Annotated in this window: 10 protein-coding genes, 25 tRNA genes, 2 rRNA genes and 2 riboswitches (1 of these 39 running past the window's edge); of the genes, 34 read left to right on the top strand and 3 right to left on the bottom strand. The window is 39.2% G+C overall.

Annotated features, from left to right (window positions below):
* The 28 genes from Q5760_RS22210 to Q5760_RS22075 all read left to right on the top strand — a co-directional run.
* Positions 1–1,441 (top strand): 23S ribosomal RNA (locus tag Q5760_RS22210); it begins 1,497 nt to the left of the window's first position.
* A 59-nt stretch (positions 1,442–1,500) separates the two neighbouring features.
* Positions 1,501–1,616 (top strand): 5S ribosomal RNA (gene rrf, locus Q5760_RS22205).
* 62 nt (positions 1,617–1,678) lie between these two features.
* Positions 1,679–1,753: transfer RNA gene (locus Q5760_RS22200), tRNA-Glu, on the top strand.
* A 44-nt stretch (positions 1,754–1,797) separates the two neighbouring features.
* A tRNA-Val gene (locus tag Q5760_RS22195) sits at positions 1,798–1,873 on the top strand.
* Positions 1,874–1,877: 4 nt separating this feature from the next.
* Positions 1,878–1,953 (top strand) — tRNA-Thr (locus tag Q5760_RS22190).
* Between the two features lie 51 nt (positions 1,954–2,004).
* A tRNA-Lys gene (locus tag Q5760_RS22185) sits at positions 2,005–2,080 on the top strand.
* A 4-nt stretch (positions 2,081–2,084) separates the two neighbouring features.
* Positions 2,085–2,166 (top strand) — tRNA-Leu (locus Q5760_RS22180).
* Positions 2,167–2,171: 5 nt separating this feature from the next.
* A tRNA-Gly gene (locus Q5760_RS22175) sits at positions 2,172–2,243 on the top strand.
* Positions 2,244–2,254: 11 nt separating this feature from the next.
* Positions 2,255–2,343 (top strand) — tRNA-Leu (locus Q5760_RS22170).
* Positions 2,344–2,357: 14 nt separating this feature from the next.
* Positions 2,358–2,431: transfer RNA gene (locus Q5760_RS22165), tRNA-Arg, on the top strand.
* A gap of 12 nt (positions 2,432–2,443) precedes the next feature.
* Positions 2,444–2,520 (top strand) — tRNA-Pro (locus Q5760_RS22160).
* 16 nt (positions 2,521–2,536) lie between these two features.
* Positions 2,537–2,609: transfer RNA gene (locus tag Q5760_RS22155), tRNA-Ala, on the top strand.
* A gap of 35 nt (positions 2,610–2,644) precedes the next feature.
* A tRNA-Met gene (locus Q5760_RS22150) sits at positions 2,645–2,718 on the top strand.
* A 29-nt stretch (positions 2,719–2,747) separates the two neighbouring features.
* A tRNA-Ile gene (locus Q5760_RS22145) sits at positions 2,748–2,821 on the top strand.
* Positions 2,822–2,841: 20 nt separating this feature from the next.
* A tRNA-Ser gene (locus Q5760_RS22140) sits at positions 2,842–2,934 on the top strand.
* A gap of 21 nt (positions 2,935–2,955) precedes the next feature.
* Positions 2,956–3,029, top strand: a tRNA-Met gene (locus Q5760_RS22135).
* Positions 3,030–3,032: 3 nt separating this feature from the next.
* Positions 3,033–3,109, top strand: a tRNA-Asp gene (locus Q5760_RS22130).
* A gap of 63 nt (positions 3,110–3,172) precedes the next feature.
* Positions 3,173–3,248: transfer RNA gene (locus tag Q5760_RS22125), tRNA-Phe, on the top strand.
* A gap of 33 nt (positions 3,249–3,281) precedes the next feature.
* Positions 3,282–3,365, top strand: a tRNA-Tyr gene (locus tag Q5760_RS22120).
* Between the two features lie 102 nt (positions 3,366–3,467).
* Positions 3,468–3,543 (top strand) — tRNA-His (locus tag Q5760_RS22115).
* Positions 3,544–3,554: 11 nt separating this feature from the next.
* Positions 3,555–3,626, top strand: a tRNA-Gln gene (locus Q5760_RS22110).
* Positions 3,627–3,631: 5 nt separating this feature from the next.
* A tRNA-Cys gene (locus Q5760_RS22105) sits at positions 3,632–3,703 on the top strand.
* 25 nt (positions 3,704–3,728) lie between these two features.
* A tRNA-Gly gene (locus Q5760_RS22100) sits at positions 3,729–3,802 on the top strand.
* Positions 3,803–3,813: 11 nt separating this feature from the next.
* Positions 3,814–3,890 (top strand) — tRNA-Ile (locus tag Q5760_RS22095).
* A 143-nt stretch (positions 3,891–4,033) separates the two neighbouring features.
* A tRNA-Asn gene (locus tag Q5760_RS22090) sits at positions 4,034–4,108 on the top strand.
* A gap of 12 nt (positions 4,109–4,120) precedes the next feature.
* Positions 4,121–4,211 (top strand) — tRNA-Ser (locus Q5760_RS22085).
* A 14-nt stretch (positions 4,212–4,225) separates the two neighbouring features.
* A tRNA-Arg gene (locus Q5760_RS22080) sits at positions 4,226–4,299 on the top strand.
* Between the two features lie 167 nt (positions 4,300–4,466).
* Complete coding sequence (locus Q5760_RS22075; protein ID WP_428909733.1) at positions 4,467–4,622, top strand: hypothetical protein; 156 nt, start codon at positions 4,467–4,469, stop codon at positions 4,620–4,622.
* Positions 4,623–4,919: 297 nt separating this feature from the next.
* Here the strand turns inward: Q5760_RS22075 and Q5760_RS22070 are convergent, their stop codons facing one another.
* The 3 genes from Q5760_RS22070 to Q5760_RS22060 all read right to left on the bottom strand — a co-directional run bounded on the left by Q5760_RS22070 (position 4,920) and on the right by Q5760_RS22060 (position 10,289).
* Positions 4,920–6,056: a diguanylate cyclase domain-containing protein gene (locus Q5760_RS22070; RefSeq protein WP_428909732.1), complete on the bottom strand. Its 1,137-nt coding sequence runs from the start codon at positions 6,054–6,056 to the stop codon at positions 4,920–4,922.
* Between the two features lie 1,063 nt (positions 6,057–7,119).
* On the bottom strand, positions 7,120–7,935 hold the full coding sequence (locus Q5760_RS22065; protein WP_428912660.1) for a glycerophosphodiester phosphodiesterase: 816 nt from the start codon (positions 7,933–7,935) through the stop codon (positions 7,120–7,122).
* A gap of 458 nt (positions 7,936–8,393) precedes the next feature.
* Complete coding sequence (locus Q5760_RS22060; RefSeq protein ID WP_428909731.1) at positions 8,394–10,289, bottom strand: hypothetical protein; 1,896 nt, start codon at positions 10,287–10,289, stop codon at positions 8,394–8,396.
* A gap of 639 nt (positions 10,290–10,928) precedes the next feature.
* Positions 10,929–11,024, top strand: a riboswitch (cyclic di-GMP riboswitch).
* A gap of 494 nt (positions 11,025–11,518) precedes the next feature.
* Here Q5760_RS22060 and Q5760_RS22055 point away from each other — a divergent pair.
* The 6 genes from Q5760_RS22055 (at position 11,519) to Q5760_RS22030 (ending at position 18,443) form a co-directional block, all read left to right on the top strand.
* A complete protein-coding gene (locus tag Q5760_RS22055) occupies positions 11,519–11,866 on the top strand; it encodes a hypothetical protein (RefSeq protein WP_428909730.1) in 348 nt (115 codons plus the stop codon).
* Positions 11,867–11,986: 120 nt separating this feature from the next.
* Complete coding sequence (locus Q5760_RS22050; RefSeq protein ID WP_428909729.1) at positions 11,987–14,857, top strand: EAL domain-containing protein; 2,871 nt, start codon at positions 11,987–11,989, stop codon at positions 14,855–14,857.
* Positions 14,858–15,195: 338 nt separating this feature from the next.
* A riboswitch (cyclic di-GMP riboswitch) is annotated at positions 15,196–15,285 on the top strand.
* A gap of 88 nt (positions 15,286–15,373) precedes the next feature.
* A complete protein-coding gene (locus Q5760_RS22045) occupies positions 15,374–15,835 on the top strand; it encodes a chemotaxis protein CheX (RefSeq protein ID WP_428909728.1) in 462 nt (153 codons plus the stop codon).
* Positions 15,836–15,880: 45 nt separating this feature from the next.
* A complete protein-coding gene (locus Q5760_RS22040) occupies positions 15,881–16,339 on the top strand; it encodes a chemotaxis protein CheW (protein WP_428909727.1) in 459 nt (152 codons plus the stop codon).
* Between the two features lie 19 nt (positions 16,340–16,358).
* Complete coding sequence (locus Q5760_RS22035; protein ID WP_428909726.1) at positions 16,359–16,715, top strand: response regulator; 357 nt, start codon at positions 16,359–16,361, stop codon at positions 16,713–16,715.
* Positions 16,716–16,754: 39 nt separating this feature from the next.
* Positions 16,755–18,443 (top strand): methyl-accepting chemotaxis protein, encoded by a 1,689-nt coding sequence (locus tag Q5760_RS22030; protein WP_428909725.1) that lies wholly within the window; start codon positions 16,755–16,757, stop codon positions 18,441–18,443.
* The last annotated feature ends 86 nt before the right edge of the window (positions 18,444–18,529 follow it).

Genomic DNA, 18,529 nt, shown 5'->3' with positions numbered 1-18,529 from the left:
CGCGCTGTTGGATATGCGCGTCCAAGCAGTTAGGCTGTCAATGAGGCAAATCCCGTTGACGTGAAGGCTGAGCTGTGATGGCGAGGGAAATATAGTACCGAAGTTCCTGATTCCACACTGCCAAGAAAAGCCTCTAGCGAGGAAGCAGGTGCCCGTACCGCAAACCGACACAGGTAGTCAAGGAGAGAATCCTAAGGTGAGCGAGAGAACTCTCGTTAAGGAACTCGGCAAAATGACCCCGTAACTTCGGGAGAAGGGGTGCTTTTTAGGGTGTTAAAGCCCTGAGAAGCCGCAGTGAATAGGCCCAGGCGACTGTTTAGCAAAAACACAGGTCTCTGCGAAGCCGCAAGGCGAAGTATAGGGGCTGACGCCTGCCCGGTGCTGGAAGGTTAAGAGGAGAGGTTAGCCGCAAGGCGAAGCTTTGAATTGAAGCCCCAGTAAACGGCGGCCGTAACTATAACGGTCCTAAGGTAGCGAAATTCCTTGTCGGGTAAGTTCCGACCCGCACGAAAGGCGTAACGATCTGGGCACTGTCTCAACGAGAGACTCGGTGAAATTATAGTACCTGTGAAGATGCAGGTTACCCGCGACAGGACGGAAAGACCCCGTGGAGCTTTACTGTAGCCTGATATTGAATTTTGGTACAGCTTGTACAGGATAGGTAGGAGCCTTGGAAGCCGGAGCGCCAGCTTCGGTGGAGGCATCGGTGGGATACTACCCTGGCTGTATTGACATTCTAACCCGCAGCCCTTATCGGGCTGGGAGACAGTGTCAGGTGGGCAGTTTGACTGGGGCGGTCGCCTCCTAAAGAGTAACGGAGGCGCCCAAAGGTTCCCTCAGAATGGTTGGAAATCATTCGTAGAGTGTAAAGGCACAAGGGAGCTTGACTGCGAGACCTACAAGTCGAGCAGGGACGAAAGTCGGGCTTAGTGATCCGGTGGTTCCGCATGGAAGGGCCATCGCTCAACGGATAAAAGCTACCCCGGGGATAACAGGCTTATCTCCCCCAAGAGTCCACATCGACGGGGAGGTTTGGCACCTCGATGTCGGCTCATCGCATCCTGGGGCTGTAGTCGGTCCCAAGGGTTGGGCTGTTCGCCCATTAAAGCGGTACGCGAGCTGGGTTCAGAACGTCGTGAGACAGTTCGGTCCCTATCCGTCGTGGGCGTAGGAAATTTGAGAGGAGCTGTCCTTAGTACGAGAGGACCGGGATGGACGCACCGCTGGTGTACCAGTTGTTCTGCCAAGAGCATCGCTGGGTAGCTATGTGCGGAAGGGATAAGTGCTGAAAGCATCTAAGCATGAAGCCCCCCTCAAGATGAGATTTCCCATAGTGTTAAACTAGTAAGACCCCTGAAAGATGATCAGGTTGATAGGTTTGAGGTGGAAGCATGGTGACATGTGGAGCTGACAAATACTAATCGGTCGAGGACTTAACCACAATTCATGATGAATGTCAGCATTATCTAGTTTTGAAGGAACAAACCTTCAATAAAATAGTCTGGTAACAATGGCGAGAAGGTCACACCCGTTCCCATCCCGAACACGGAAGTTAAGCTTCTCAGCGCCGATGGTAGTTGGGGCTTTGCCCCTGTGAGAGTAGGACGTTGCCAGGCTAGCCCCTTTTAGAAATATTAGGGGCTTTATTTTTGTCTAATGGACAAACTTAGGTAACTATGGCCCGTTGGTCAAGCGGTTAAGACACCGCCCTTTCACGGCGGTAACACGGGTTCGAATCCCGTACGGGTCACCATTTTTAAAAGGAAGGTCTGCTAAGTGCGCGACATCCTGTACGTCGGAGGATTAGCTCAGCTGGGAGAGCATCTGCCTTACAAGCAGAGGGTCGGCGGTTCGAGCCCGTCATCCTCCACCATATTGCCGGTCTAGCTCAATTGGTAGAGCAACTGACTTGTAATCAGTAGGTTGGGGGTTCAAGTCCTCTGGCCGGCACCATCCTTACTAGTGGTATTTTAGATGAAAGACCACTATTTTTTAATTAAGTACGAGCCATTAGCTCAGTTGGTAGAGCATCTGACTTTTAATCAGAGGGTCGCAGGTTCGAATCCTGCATGGCTCACCATTTTGCGGGTGTGGCGGAATTGGCAGACGCACTAGACTTAGGATCTAGCGCCGCAAGGCGTGGGGGTTCGACTCCCTTCACCCGCATTCATGCGGAAGTAGTTCAGTGGTAGAACACCACCTTGCCAAGGTGGGGGTCGCGGGTTCGAATCCCGTCTTCCGCTCTTATTTTTAAGCCGGGGTGGCGGAACTGGCAGACGCACAGGACTTAAAATCCTGCGGTAGGTGACTACCGTACCGGTTCGATTCCGGTCCTCGGCACCATCTAATTTAACAATGCGCCCGTAGCTCAATTGGATAGAGCGTCTGACTACGGATCAGAAGGTTATGGGTTCGACTCCTTTCGGGCGCGCTTTAGGAAGAACGGGAAGTAGCTCAGCTTGGTAGAGCACTTGGTTTGGGACCAAGGGGTCGCAGGTTCGAATCCTGTCTTCCCGACCATGATTTTTACAATATTGGGGGCTTAGCTCAGCTGGGAGAGCGCCTGCTTTGCACGCAGGAGGTCAGCGGTTCGATCCCGCTAGTCTCCACTTTACAAGTAAAAACAACAATTGTTTATATTTTTGGCGGTGTAGCTCAGCTGGCTAGAGCATTCGGTTCATACCCGAAAGGTCGTAGGTTCGATCCCTATCGCCGCTATTGAATTTTCTAATAAAGTTAGGATCTAAGGATCTTTAGCTCAGCTGGTTAGAGCAGACGGCTCATAACCGTCCGGTCGTAGGTTCGAGTCCTACAAGATCCATCTCGACATTATATTTAAGTGGAGGAATACCCAAGTCTGGCTGAAGGGATCGGTCTTGAAAACCGACAGGCGGGTTAAACCGCGCGGGGGTTCGAATCCCTCTTCCTCCGCCATTTAAATACAAATACCATTATCGCGGGGTAGAGCAGTCCGGTAGCTCGTCGGGCTCATAACCCGGAGGTCGCAGGTTCAAATCCTGTCCCCGCAATCTGGTCCGGTAGTTCAGTTGGTTAGAATGCCTGCCTGTCACGCAGGAGGTCGCGGGTTCGAGTCCCGTCCGGACCGCCATTTATATAATTCTCGTTTTTCCAGTAGGATTCCAATGAGTCACTACTGTTTAAAAATATTTGTGGCTCAGTAGCTCAGTCGGTAGAGCAATGGACTGAAAATCCATGTGTCGGCGGTTCGATTCCGTCCTGAGCCACCATTTTTTAATACCCCCTATGTCCTTACACCCTGTGGAGGGGTAGCGAAGTGGCTAAACGCGGCGGACTGTAAATCCGCTCCTTCGGGTTCGGCGGTTCGAATCCGTCCCCCTCCACCATATGCATTTATTTAGGGGTATATTTTAAAGGTGGAACGAAGGTCTCCAAAACCTTTGTTAAGGCTTCAATTTCTACTACCCTTGTTCTAAAATATCATAATGGCGGTTGTGGCGAAGTGGTTAACGCATCGGATTGTGGTTCCGACATTCGTGGGTTCGATTCCCATCAGCCGCCCCATATAAGGTTTATGGGCTATAGCCAAGCGGTAAGGCAACGGACTTTGACTCCGTCATTCGTAGGTTCGAATCCTGCTAGCCCAGTTTTAGGCGGCATAGCCAAGTGGTAAGGCCAAGGTCTGCAAAACCTTTATTCACCGGTTCGAATCCGGTTGCCGCCTTTGGACGAAATTATAAATCATATATGCGGGTGTAGTTTAGTGGTAAAACTACAGCCTTCCAAGCTGTTGTCGTGGGTTCGATTCCCATCACCCGCTCCATATAAAATAATGGGCCTATAGCTCAGCTGGTTAGAGCGCACGCCTGATAAGCGTGAGGTCGATGGTTCGAGTCCATTTAGGCCCACCATTATATTCATCTTTATTGTTCCGCAGTAGCTCAGTGGTAGAGAAACGAATCGTCCCACATGGGATTCGTTTTGCAACAAAAGCAAATAGCTTTTGGCGCACAAGTTCGACCACAAGCAACATTTAGGACAAAGTATTTATTACTCCGCAGTAGCTCAGTGGTAGAGCAATCGGCTGTTAACCGATCGGTCGTAGGTTCGAATCCTACCTGCGGAGCCATTTTTATTTTATGGAGAAGTACTCAAGTGGCTGAAGAGGCGCCCCTGCTAAGGGTGTAGGTCGGGTAACCGGCGCGAGGGTTCAAATCCCTCCTTCTCCGCCATCTAATTATATATTGCGCCTTTAGCTCAGCTGGATAGAGCATACGCCTTCTAAGCGTACGGTCAGAGGTTCGAATCCTCTAAGGCGCGTACCAAAAAACTCATTCTTCTAAGAATGAGTTTTTTTGGGGTTTACGCATCTTACAATGGAATAAAATATGATTTCAATTATATAATACTTTTTTTCCACAGAAGCTCTTATAGTAGTTATGAAAGGATGATTGTTGGGGAAAATACCCATGAAAGGGGTGTACCAATTGAAAAAACAAAAAAACTCAGCTGATAAACCAACAATTGCAGAGGGAATAAATACTGAAGATGAATTGCAAAAGGATGCTACCACAGAGGAAATTTCTAAAGGGGAATATACTGAAGTAATTGCTCTCTCTTTAGATGAAAATGATCCTAGTTAACTTATTAGATTAACTTTAGTTCTATAACGATGTTTTTATTCATAACCTAGCTAGCTTTTATATTTGTGTAATTCGAATTAATTTACCTGCTGAGCCCTCTATCCAAAGAGATATAGGTTCCTTATCCCATTTTATTTCGGAGGTAGTTACGTGCTAATGAAGCTGGGGCAACACAAGGGAATAGAAAAGAGTGGCACTCACCAATATATTAAAGGTGAATCCCACTCTTTTATGATAGAAATCTATCAATTACAAATACCCGGGCGCAGAGATGAGTCAAGAACCTGTCTCTCTGACTCATTTGAAAGTGCTTTGTAATACTTCCATCCATTTTTTAAAAATACTTTTGTCAGTTACTTCCATCTCATTTAGTTCATCATTGTAAAATTTATAGCTGTTCTTTCCATTCTTTTTTGCATAATACATCGCTTTATCTGCAGCTTTAATGAGCGTGTCTTTGTCTTCTCCGTGATTAGGGAACATGCTAATACCTATACTTAAGGAAACCCTCGCCTGATTATCATGAATTGAATATGGCTGGGCAACATACTCAATTATCCGCTCAGCAATTTGTTCAATTTCATCTAAATCTGTTTTTTCAAATATCACGATAAATTCATCCCCACCAATTCTTGAAATGAGGTCTTCTTCTCTTATACAGTGATTGATTCTTGAAACGACATCCCTCAGTAACTGATCACCTGCATCATGCCCAAGTGTATCATTTACTTTCTTAAAATCATCAAGGTCTACAAACATAAGTGTAAAATTATGATGATGCCGTTTTGAACGATACAGTGCTTTCTGAATTTGTCTGTCTAACATTTTTCGATTCGGTATATCTGTTAAATCATCGAAAAAGGCTAGTCGTTTCAATTGAAACTCTAATTCTTTTTGTCTCGTAATATCCTCAAATTGCTCATTCACTTTGATAACTAACCCATCATTATTTTTAAATGGTTTGGCTTTAAAAAGAACCCATTTTTCTCCTTGATCAGGATGGAGAATCCGAAGTTCTTCACGTACAGTATTTCCAACCATTAATTCTCTTTGAGCCTCTTCAAATTTATGAACATCTTCATTATGAATTACGTGTTTGAATAAATCTTTATTCGTTTTGACATCTTTTTGTGTGTACCCGAATAAATTTTCAACACCTTTGGAAATTTTACATTTATTTTGACCATAATCATAAGTGAAAAAAGTTGCTTCATCAAAGGTATGAAAGAACTGCTCATAGTCCTCATATTTTTTGGTTATATTTATCTTTTCATCTATTAATTTTTCATTTTTAATTTTCAACTGCTCATAATTACTAGTAACTTCATCAAACTTTCTACTTACATACAAAGTAAGTAGAATTACTAATAAACTAGGGAGTAGAATTAAAATACTTATGGATTTCGTTAGGAAATAGACATAAAATAAGTTCACAATGGTTATGAAGGCTATAGCAATTACTAGTATTTTCCTCAATTGTGTCATGGATTCACATACCTTTTTTATTTTCTATTTTGTTATTATGCCTTTCAGACTACTAAATTGCTATAGCTAATGATTCCCAATTTATATAGGAAACATGGGTGAGTCAAGGGACTTGTCTCTCTGTCTCACTTGATTTGTATATGATAGAATGAGAGTGCAACTGAATGTTGTTAGGGTGGTTGGTTGTTCGCTTCTTTCCGTTATAGGAGGGGAGGTGATAGACCATAGAAATATTTCTTGAGTTTCTTCGTGAAGTTCTGAAAGGGGTTGTGCGTGAGGTTAGTGCTCATTCTTTTCGGAAACACATATTAGAAAACAAGAAAACCACCCTACGCCGTCGCAAGCAAAAGGGTGGTTCTCAAAAGGATTAATTTTACTTTGAGTGACAACCACCACCCTGACGGTAGAGGTTGTAGTGACTGAGCGTTCCTAGCGCTCGGTCATTTTTATTTTAAATGATCTATCTATATTATACACGATATGGAGGAAATTATGCTATCGAAGCGAGTGTAAAAGAAAAATCCGCAGGTGGAGTTGGCACTTTTTTTGATCATTAATCTTTAAGAGTGAAGGGGCGATCCCTCTGTTCTATGTCTCTAACTTTAAACAGAATTTAATCGTTTTGTCATGGTGCTTAACTGCTTTGTAATGGGACTAACATGTTGTTCTGATAACATTAGTCATGTAAGTCAGAATCAACAGAGGTGTAATGATTAATGAAACTAAAGGCATTGGTATGTTTTTTTCGCAGAAAACATAAATTTAGCTACTACACTGGCGAATGTGTTAGATGTGGCAAGAAAAGAAAAGTAGCATAAGTATAGATAGTGATCAGTTATTAATGGAAAGCCCTCCAGAGAGCAGTGTTTTTTATGCATTTACGTGCCTATGTATCTCAAATGATAAGTTAACAAAAGACAAATGAATTATTGAAAACGAATGCCCGCATCACCTGTATTCATGTACAGATGATGCGGGCATTTTTTCGTCATTATTTTTCTTTAAGAAAGAATTATCTCCCTTTTTTAACTTCATGAAGAAGGTCAGGGAAGTTTGTGAACATTCCTGTTACACCCCAATCAATCAGTTGCTGCATTCTTTCTTTATCATTAACAGTATAAGGATGGATTTCTAGACCGCTGTTCACAACCTTTTGGATATACTCTTCATTTAAATGGGTATGGTTCGGGCCAACTCCCATCGCATATTCTTTTACTTCAGCAATTTGCTCATCTGTAATCGTAGCATATGAACCGTAAGAAATTAATTGAACAAGTTTTACAGAAGGATCTAGTTCGTGCATGATTTTCAAGCTATCTTGGCTAAAAGATTGAACTAGTAATTTATCTTTATTGATATCGTACTTGTCCACAAGACGTAAAAGTTCTTTTTCCATTCCTGGGTAAATTTCAGGTGATTTTGTTTCAATATAATAGCTATTATTCTTTTTGAACTTTTGGAAAACCTCTTCTAGCGTTGGAACTTGTAAACCTTCATATTCAGGGTTTGCATATTCTGGATATTTTTCGTTAAACCAGCTACCTGCATCTAATTCTTTGATTTCGGCAAGGGTCATATCTTTTACATAACCCGTTCCATCTGTTGTACGATCTACTTTTTCATCATGCATCGCAATTAAATGACCATCTTTTGTCATTTGTAAATCGATTTCAATGTAATCACCGTGCATTTTTTCGCCCATGTCATACGCGATTAATGTATGTTCTGGAGCGTGTCCAGAAGCACCGCGGTGTGATACATTGACGATATCCTTATGTTTTTCTTTCGCGAAAGCTCCGCCTCCACCTACTGTAATTCCTGCTAGCATCACAAGAGCACTAAGTGCCGGCAACCACTTTTTCCCTTTCATTTCTCCATCTCCCAACTTTCTTTAATAGTCTACTTCTATAAAATATCAATAGAATATTAAAAGTTGTCTATACAAGAGATAAAACAAAGTAAAAATTTGATTACAAATGTAAAATTCTGTTAGTTATTGCCTAGTATATAAGAACTAGTGAAACAGGGGGACGGTTCTCGCTGTTGCATTTTTATGAGTCTAGGTACCTGTCCCTCTGACTCAAAAAAAGGAAGTGGGTCCCACAGTTTGTAGGTACCTACTTCCTTATCTATTATTTATTAAATGGGGGATAGGATAGTTTGCTTTAGGTGGAAGGTTTAGCGTTTTCACCAGTTAACAGTCTTGACTAAATTCTTACTATTTAAATAGCTACAACTCTATTAAATGGACATAGTGAAACACTTAGAACCGTCCCTCTGTTTCTATTATTTTAGAAAGCTCATAAAGTTTGAGAATGATGCTACTAGGTCTTGGTAGTAACCGATTAGTTTGTCCTTTACTGAGTTTTGATTAGATGTATCTTCTTCAACTTCTTCTTGTTGATTAGGATCTTGTTCATTTTGACTTACTGGTTCAGTTTCATCAACTGCACTTACTTCATCTACTGTAGGTTCTGCTTGCTCAAGGTTTCCTTCTAGTTCAACATCTGCTTGAACTTCAGGTTGACTTGCTTCTAAGTCTACTTGACCTTCTACATTTTCTGTAGAGTTGTTTACTACTTCAGTGTTATCTACTTCTGCTGCTAAATCAGCGTCAGCATCAACTGTTGAATCTGCATCTGTTGGTAAATCAGCGTCAGCTTCAACTGTTGAGTCTACATCTGTTGGTAAATCAGCGTCAGTTTCAACCGTTGAATCTACATCTGTTGGTAAATCAGCGTCAGCATCAACTGTTGAATCTACATCTGCTGGTACTTCAGCGTCAACTTCTACCGTTGAATCTACATCTGTTGGTTGATCTATCACCTCTGCATCTGCTGATACTTCAGATAAGTCAACATTTGGTTTTTCAGACTCAACGTTTGTTGGTTCAGAATCTGTTTGTCCAAAATGCTGGTCAATGAATGTTTGATAGTATCCAATTAGACTTTGGTAGTTATCACCGACTAATTGATAAGTGTCATCAACCCATGCATTAAGAGCTGGATCAACTTGATATAAAACTTCAGTTTCAGTATTCACTACTGACTCATCGGTATTTACAGTGTTTTCACCTTCTGGAGTTGTTTCATTTGAAGTTTCTGTGTCGGCAGGAGTTTCAGTTCCTTCCTCAACAGCCTCACCTTCTTCAGTAGTATCATCGCTAGCAACATCCTCTTCAGCAACAGGTTCAGAAGCATCATCATTAGTAACATCCTCTTCAGCCACAGGTTCAGCAGGAGCTTCAGCATTTTCTTCTACAAGCTCACCGTCTTCAGAAGCATCATCATTAGTAACATCCTCATCTGCAACAGGCTCAGCAGGAGCTTCAGCATTTTCTTCTACAAGCTCACCGTCTTCAGAAGCATCATCATTAGTGACATCATCTTCTGCAACAGGTTCAGCAGGAGTTTCAGCATTTTCTTCTACAAGCTCACCGTCTTCAGAAGCATCATCATTAGTAACATCATCTTCTGCAACAGGCTCAGCAGGAGTTTCAGCATCTTCTTCTACAAGCTCACCGTCTTCAGCAACATCATCATTAGTAACATCATCTTCTGCAACAGGCTCAGCAGGAGTTTCAGTTTCCTCTTCTACAACCTCGTCGTCTTCAGCAACATCATCATTAGTAACGTCATCTTCGGCTACAGGTTCTTCCGGAGTTTCAGTATTTTCATCGCTAGCCTCATCCTCTTCAGTTAGATCATCACTAGCATTGTTATCTTCAGCTACAGGTTCTTCCGGAGTTTCAGTATCTTCATCAGTTCCTTGGTCATTTTCAGTTCCATCATTATTAGCATCATCATCATCTTCATCTGCTACTACAGTTTCATCTGATGTTTCATTAGCTAACTCATCATCTGAGTTTTCTGAAGCTGGATCCTGTTCTGTTTTAAACGATTTATCCTTAGCTATTTCACTGATAATTTGACCTTTATTTAATTCGCCCTCTGTAAGTGGTCCTTTCAAACTTTTCGCAACTTCAGAAACGGTTTGACCATGATTTTTGGCTTGTTCGATTACTTCAGGATTAACGCCTTTGTCTTCAAGCTCTGCAGCTGAAATGGGAGCACCCGCTGCTAAAAAGGTTGCGGCCATCATAGATGTTGACATGACAAAAGGAGCCACTTTCTTCGATAATGGTTTGTTTACTTTCTTTGCCTCGTCTTGTTTTTTCATCAATTACATCATCTCCTAGTGCGTATTTTTTGAGAAGTAAGTTCTCTCAAAATTACCAGCAATTTCCTTAATTGCTATAATTAACTATAAAGGAGTGATGTTACCGTTTGATGAATAGAAGATTTAAAAATAAACACGATTTTCTTACGTATTTGTAGAATTTTGCAACAAAAGTAATTTTTCAAAACAGTAAATTTATGCTAAATAATGATTTATTTGTTACCGTTTACAAGTTGGTTTTCTACGTATTCCCACTACTTTCTCACACCGATGATAAAATTGACTCCTATCTAGTAAAAACTTTTTTACAAACCACATATTATAATCTCAAACCTTTTTCAAATATTAACAAAATATCTCAAACTTGAAACATGGGGACGGTTCTGCGTGTTTCCATTTGAAATATAGGTGAAATTCTCGCGTTGTTATGAAAGATTAAACGGGGTAGAAGTGAAACAAGCAGAACCGTCCCCCTGTTTACTGTTTACAGGACAGATGAATTGGACTAAAATTTAATTTGGACTTTTGAAGCTAATAAAAACATTTTAAATAGTGAATTGGTAAATTCTTTTTCTTAGACATCTTTTTTTTATTGGTATAATGATTATCAGGGTTATTAAAATTAAATATCTAGCAACAAGAGTACGTTAAAGGCAAACTATTCGAAAGGATAGGACGCAAAGCTCTAGGGTCTAAGGTAAATGTCTAACGTTTAACTATGATCGCCTGGTTACCAATAAATACGTTGTTATTTCCTATTGGCTATTAACGTTTTGTTAATAGCCTTTTTTCATTACAAGGGGAGGGTTGTGTTTAGTTAGAAAAACAAAGAGAACAATCGTGTTTGGAAAACGCACAACCAATTAATGGCAGAGCTAAGATCTAGGAAAAGTTTAATTGGAAATACTCATTTAATTACATAGTAAGGAGGGAGTACCATCATTTCATTCTCAGTAACCTACAAGTTAAATGATTTTGCCCACGACAAAAGCCAATCAGTAGATTTAGGTGTGAAAGCCATCGATTCGTACCATCACTGAAACTAAATGGTTTTCATCTATATATTTCATTCAACGTTACTCATGTCTTCAAGTAACCCTTCATCCCAAAGTTGATTTACCAGTCATCCCAATCATATAGGCGATAGTAAGAAAAGAAACTTTAATCCGCTTATCTCTTATTTACCATGTGTTTTATAAGAATAGATTCGAATATCAGAAAGGTTGATTACATTGTTTGTCATAAAAAATGAAAAAAGATATGAAATATTAGCTAAAGAGTTTACTTTTCCAAGTGATAAGGTAGCCTATTATAGCATTGAAATAAAAAATTCATTGGATCGAATATTAGCATATGTGTTTAATTATACAGATATTTTTTATATTCGATCGATTGATGAGAATTTACTATGTGATTACATTAAACATCATAGTAAAAACAATTTTAACCAAGTTAGTTTTGATGAGGTTTTAAAAGACACTAAAAACTTCCTTTACTTTTCAAAATATATAAAAGGGATTAAATCTGTACCTAAAATGAATTTATCTGTTAGTAATTTTTCTTTATGGACCCAACTTTAATTTGTGCAGCATTCCTATCCACGAGCTAGTATAAGGCTCGTTTCCGATAGCAGTACCTTACGTTATTGAAATACAGATGTGATTAGAGGGAAATAGATGATCTTCTTGATAGGCTTCATTATGGTAGTTGTAAACATTGGTCTGTTCCTTTTTATTAAAAAAAGGTATAACGATCAATTGAAAGAATTAAAAATGAATAAGCAGTATTATGAGTCGCTCTACGAACAGAATCTAGATTTGATTTTAACATTAGACCTTGAAGGGAACATTCTTAGTGCTAATAAAGTAGTTGAGTACTATGGTTACAAAGAAAAGGATTTGTTACATCATTCCTTTGTACCTTATGTGGTTCCAAATCAGTTGGAACACACGTTGGAACATTTTAGAAAAGCAGTAGAAGGAGTTGGAACTAGTTTTAACACAACGATTCTATCTAAGAGTGGCGAAGTATTTGGTCTAAGTGTTAAAAATATTCCAATCTATGCCCATAACAAAATTGTGGGTGTATATGCCATTCTTAAAGATATTACAGAATTAAAAAATACACAGGGTGCTTTAGAAGATGCCAAAATGTTGTATCAAAACTTAGCAGAGGATTCGCCCGTTGGGATATATATTATTGATCAACGAAAATATGAATATGTAAATATAAAAATGAGTGAAATGTTAGGTTACAGTATGGAAGAACTAATTGGAAAGGATGTTATGAACTTTGTTTTTCCAGAAGATCACGAATTAGTAGCTGAAAATATAAGGAAGCGCTTACGAGATAACGCTACAAAAATTCATTATCAATATCGTGCGATGAAAAAAGATAAGTCGATCATTTATATGGAAGTTCATGGAACAAGGACCATTTATAAAGGGAAACCAGTTGTTTTAGGAACGGTCATTGATGTAACAGCAAGTAAGATGGCACAGCAAAAGATCGAGTATATGGCTTACCATGATTCCCTAACTGGTTTATCCAATCGGTTTCATTTTTACCGTCAATTAGAAAGGGCTTTAGAACAGGAATCAACCAAAAACATAGCTGTACTTTACTTAGATTTAGATCGATTCCAAACCATTAATGAATCAATGGGACATGTGGTTGGAGATCGTTTGCTTCAAGACGTTTCAAATCGGTTAAAGAAATGTATCGGTGATCAGGGGAATTTGGCACGAAATGGGGGAGATGAGTTTCTTGTTTCTCTATTGAACATGAATCATAAGGAGATCTCCAAGGTAGCACAAGACATCCTTGATTGTTTTACGAAACCTTTTCAAATTGACCATTATGAAATATACACGACACCAAGTATTGGGATTAGTTTTTATCCGGAAAATGGGTCTGATGTTGAAACGTTAATGAAAAAAGCCGATATCGCCATGTATCAAGCGAAAAGGAATGGAACAAACCGCTATGATTTTTATCCTTTAAAGCAGATTGAACTAACAAATGAAAAGTTTGAAATTGAAATGAATTTGCGAAAAGCGGTAGATCGTCAGGAGTTTAAACTACTCTATCAACCCAAATTAGATTTAATGACAGGTAAAATGGTTGGAGTCGAAGCTTTGATACGCTGGCACCACCCAGAAAAAGGGATGATTTCTCCAGCCGATTTTATTCCGATAGCCGAAGAAAATGGGTTAATTGTTCCCATTGGGGAGTGGGTTTTACGGACGGCATGTGTTCAAAATAAGGCATGGCAGGATAGGGGATTACCTCCTATGGTGATGGCTGTCAACCTTTCTGTTCGTCACCTCTATCAACCTAATTTGGTTGAAATGATAGAGAAGGTATTATTAGAAACGAACCTTGCACCTGAGTACCTTGAAATTGAAATTACAGAAAGTATGTTGATGGATACAGAACAGGGCTTAAAGATTTTAAGAAGTTTAAAAGATCTGGGTGTTCAATTAAGTCTGGATGACTTTGGAACCGGTTATAGCTCGCTCAATTATCTGAAAGATTATCCACTCGATAAGCTCAAGATTGATCAATCTTTTATTAAAAATTGTACGACAGATGATCATTATGCCACGATTGTTAAAACCATTATCGCGATGGCACATGAGTTGAAACTCCAGGTTGTTGCGGAAGGGGTTGAATTAAAGGAACATTTAGTGTTTCTTCAGAGAAATGCATGTAATGAAGCACAAGGGTATTTATTTAGTAAACCCATCCCGCCAGATGAACTAGTCGAACGGTTTAATGAAATTGAGAAAATGATAAGCAAAAATGGAATTCCAGAACATTTATCAGATCAAAGATGGTCAGAGGAAGCTCTGCATATGGCTCGTCAAGATTTAGTGAATACAGTAAGACAGCACCAAGGGGTCATATTTAAGTTTATCAAAAAGGATGGTCGGTTCATTCATACCTTATGTGATGGCATGTTAATGGAGAAAATGAATGTAATGCCTGAACAAATAATGGGGAAAGGACTTCAGGCTTTTTTATCTGAACAAGATGCAAAAGTGAAGAGTCGGTACTATGAAAGAGCTTGGAACGGCGAAGAGAATGTGACTTACGAGGGAAAAATAAACGGGATGGATTACCTTGCTTCTCTCAAACCCGTTTATCGAGGTGGAAGAATCGTTGAAGTGATTGGTTCTTGTATCGATATTACGGAAAGAAAACAGGTGGAAGAAGAGCTAAAAGTAAGTGCTAGAAAATATCGTTATATCACGGAGAATATGTTAGATTTAGTCTCTGTTTGGGACGTAACAGGTAGACTTATCTATGCTTCGCCTTCACATGAAAAGACTTTAGGGTTTCCTTGGAATGACTATGAGGGAAAATTATTATCGGAACTCAGCCACCCGGATGATTTTACACGGATGCAAGATTTGTTTACTCATATTAGCTCCACAAAGAAACCAAGAACCATCGAATTTAAAGTAAACCACGCTAACGGTGATTTGATCTATGTAGAAGCCCAATGCACCCCCGTCATAAACGAAAACGAAGAAGTCAAACACTTAGTGTTTGTCGGACGGGCGTGAAACAGGGGGACGGTTCTCAGTGTTTCATTTTGAAACACGATGGCGTTGCTCACGTTGTTTTAAAGCTGACACGGAATAAGAAGTGAAACGCCGAGAACCGTCCCCCTGTTTCAAATTTTTTTGCTGAAAAGTGATAAAAGTCATAGGTTTATAAGGTAAAATGGCCTAAAATTTCTTATTGTGCTCGTTTAAAACATATATTGAAAATATGTATTTAATGAATAAAAACTAGCACCATACAAGGTCATTAAATTTTTACTGTCATAATTCCTTTTATCCCCATTCGTTTTATATGATTTTTCAACAACATACCTTAAAAATTTAATATCTAAACACTTAAAAGTTAAAGGCAAACTATTTGAAAGAATAGGACGCAAAGCCCTAGGGTCTAAGGTTAGAAGTTTAACTATGATCGCCTGGTTACCAATCATGAAATTGTTATGTTTATTTACTATTGGCTATTTTACTTATCGTAAAATAGCCTTTTTTAATTCATTGAGTGAGGAGGGATTGATGTTGTCTGAAGTAATAGCGGATAGAAGCGGGATGATTTCAGAATTAGTAACTAGTACAAATCACGCTATAAAAACCATTTTACCTTTTCGATATCACCTAAATAAGCCTAAACAATTGGGTACAAACGTAAACCTTCAATTTGGTGCTTTAATTGGAATTACAGGTCAGATCCAAGCAAGATTCGTATTAATGGGTCCCCCTGCCACCTTTAGTCGTATTGCAAAATTAATGTTTAATATGGAATTAGATGATGACATGATTGTTTCTTTTACTGGAGAGTTAGGAAATATGCTTGCTGGGGGTATCTCTACACACATCTTACATAGTGGAATTAGGACAGATATTACCGCTCCAACGATTATGAAAGGGAATACAATGTTAACCGGATATGAAAAAGCAATACATATATCGGTCGAATTTAGCCATGAGGATAAGTTGGAAATTTGTTTATTACTAGACTAATCACAGAGAAAAAAACAGTATTGGATAACGGAGGTGAAAAAATGTATGCAGACGATGTATATCATTTTTAAGTTAAATAACCAGTTATTTGGAGTAGATGTTCATCAAGTGACTTCCATTGAGAAAATGCAACCCCTTACAGAAGTTCCTGGGACGTCTGATTTTATAAAAGGGATTATGCCTTTAAGAGGGGAAATCATGCCTGTTCTTGATTTAAAAGAACGTTTAACGATGAGAAAAACAACTGCGACAGATGATGAAAATCGTATTTTGATCATTCATCTGGAGGGGGTACAAATTGGTTTAATAGTCGATGAAGCTACAGAAGTCATTACTATTGACTCTTCATCCATTGAGCCTCCTTTCGGCATGATTAGCGGAGTTCATAATCAATATATAAAAGGGATCGCAAAAGTAAATAAACAGTTATTGATCATTCTAGACTTAGGGAAAGTAACAAATCAATCTGAAAAAGTTCAACTCCAGAAAGTAGTCAATCAATAAAGGGAAGGAGATTATAAAGTTGGCAAAAATATTAATTACGGATGATGCTTTATTTATGAGAATGCAATTAAAGGATATTTTGACAAAGCTTGGACATGAGGTTGTGGGTGAAGCTGAAAATGGGAAGATAGCCATCGAAAAATTTCAACGTTTACAACCAGAACTTGTAACGATGGACATTACCATGCCGGAAATGAATGGAATCGAGGCGGTAATAGAAATTAATAAACATTATGCAGACGCTAAAATTATTATGTGTTCGGCTATGGGACAACAAGGAATGGTAGTGGACGCTATAAAGGCAGGAGCCAGTGACTTTATTGTAAAGCCTTTTAATCAGGATCGGATTAAAGAAGCCTTGGAAAAAGCGATATAAATATTTATTTTAATAACTTATGAGGGGAAAAACTGCAGAATGAATGTTTCTATAAAACAAAAATTGATTGGTTCTTTTATTATTGTTGCACTTATATTTGGGATTTCTTCTTTACTGGCTTTTAATAGCATGAAAAAAACAAATGAATCTTATGATTATATTATTGATACGGTTCTAGAATTAAGAGCCATTACCCAATCAATTGAAACAGAAATTGCCGTAAATACTAGTAATTATCGAGGTTATATTTTATATGGAAAAGAAACATACAAGGACGGGTTTAATCAGTCGTCAGCAAAAATTGATGATTTAATTCAACAAGGAAAAGAATTGGCAACGTTACAGGAAACAGACGAAAAATTAGATGCGATCCAAACGATCAATCAGCAATTGAGAGAAACGGCATTGCCGATCATGGAACAATCATTAACAGATAAACCACGAGCCATCGATAGAGGACTGCAGGAAGTAGTTCCTCTTACAACAAGTTTAAATAACACAAGTGATGAACTATATAATATGTTAATAGAAATAGCGGATCGAAATGTAAAGGAAAACAAAAGTGGCGCAGCCTCAAGCTTAACACAAGTTTTAATCATTAGTATTGTTGCTGTTATGATTGCTCTTCTTCTAGGAATCTACTTATCAAACATGATTTCGAAACCAATCCGATTAGTCATGAATCAAATGAAACTCATTGCTAGCGGAGATTTAACGAAGGAATCACTGAAGGTTAAATCAAAGGATGAAATTGGACAATTAGTGTCAACAACGAATGAGATGGCCGATAGTATGAAAAATATTTTAATAAAAATAAATAAGGTTTCAGAAACCGTGTCAAGTCATAGTGAAGAATTAACACAGTCAGCTAATGAAGTCACGGTTGGTAATGAACAAGTGGCTTTGACCATGGAAGAGTTAGCTTCAGGTTCAGAAACACAAGCGAATAGTTCTACTGATTTATCATCTGCGATGGCTGAGTTTGCAGCGAAAGTACAAGAAGCAAATGAAAATGGTGAAACAATCCAAGAAGGCTCTAATAAAGTACTCGAAATGACCAATGTCGGAAGTCAATTAATGCTTGGTTCTACAAAGCAAATGAAGACAATTGATGAGATTGTAAAAGATTCTGTTCAAAACGTACAAAATTTAAATGTCCGTTCCCAAGAAATTTCAAAATTAGTAATTGTAATTAGGGATATTGCTGACCAAACGAATCTATTAGCCTTGAATGCAGCCATTGAAGCGGCAAGAGCGGGGGAACAAGGCAGAGGATTTTCGGTAGTTGCTGAGGAAGTACGAAAACTTGCAGAACAAACAGCCTCTTCTGTATCCGAAATCACAGGTATTGTCGAAAATATACAAAGTGGATTTGGCAACGTAACTGAATCGTTAAAAGAGGGATATAAAGAAGTAGAAAAAGGATCGGTTCAAATTGAAACGACTGGTCAAACATTTAATGATATCAGCAATCAAGTGACCGAAATGGTCAACGGCATTAAAATAATATCGACCAATCTATCCGATATTGCATCAACGAGCCAGGAAATGAGTAGTTCAATTCAGGAAATTGCCGCAACAGCAGAAGAATCAGCAGCCGGCATTGAACAAACCGCCGCCTCCGTCCAACAAGCCAACAGCACCATGGAAGAAGTCGCAGGCAGCTCCAACCAACTAGCAAAACTAGCCGAAGAACTAAATGGCCTCGTCCGCCAATTCAAACTGTGAAACAGGGGTGTGAAACAGAGGGACGGTTCTGAGCGTTTCAATTTTAAAGAAACAGAGGGACGGTTCGGTACCGACCCCCGAAAGTT

Source organism: Niallia sp. Kr1 (assembly GCF_050389805.1).
Taxonomy (GTDB): Bacteria; Bacillota; Bacilli; order Bacillales; family Cytobacillaceae; genus Bacillus_BD.
The sequence above is the reverse complement of the archived record's forward strand: the minus strand, read 5'-3'. Positions and strand labels throughout refer to the sequence as shown.

Bases quoted from the DNA above. Each gene is read 5' to 3' on its own strand.
- Q5760_RS22065 (WP_428912660.1), bottom strand. From the start codon at position 7,935: ATGCTAGCAGGAATTACAGTAGGTGGAGGCGGAGCTTTCGCGAAAGAA.
- Q5760_RS22050 (WP_428909729.1), top strand. From the start codon at position 11,987: ATGGTAGTTGTAAACATTGGTCTGTTCCTTTTTATTAAAAAAAGGTAT.
- Q5760_RS22040 (WP_428909727.1), top strand. From the start codon at position 15,881: ATGCAGACGATGTATATCATTTTTAAGTTAAATAACCAGTTATTTGGA.
- Q5760_RS22030 (WP_428909725.1), top strand. From the start codon at position 16,755: ATGAATGTTTCTATAAAACAAAAATTGATTGGTTCTTTTATTATTGTT.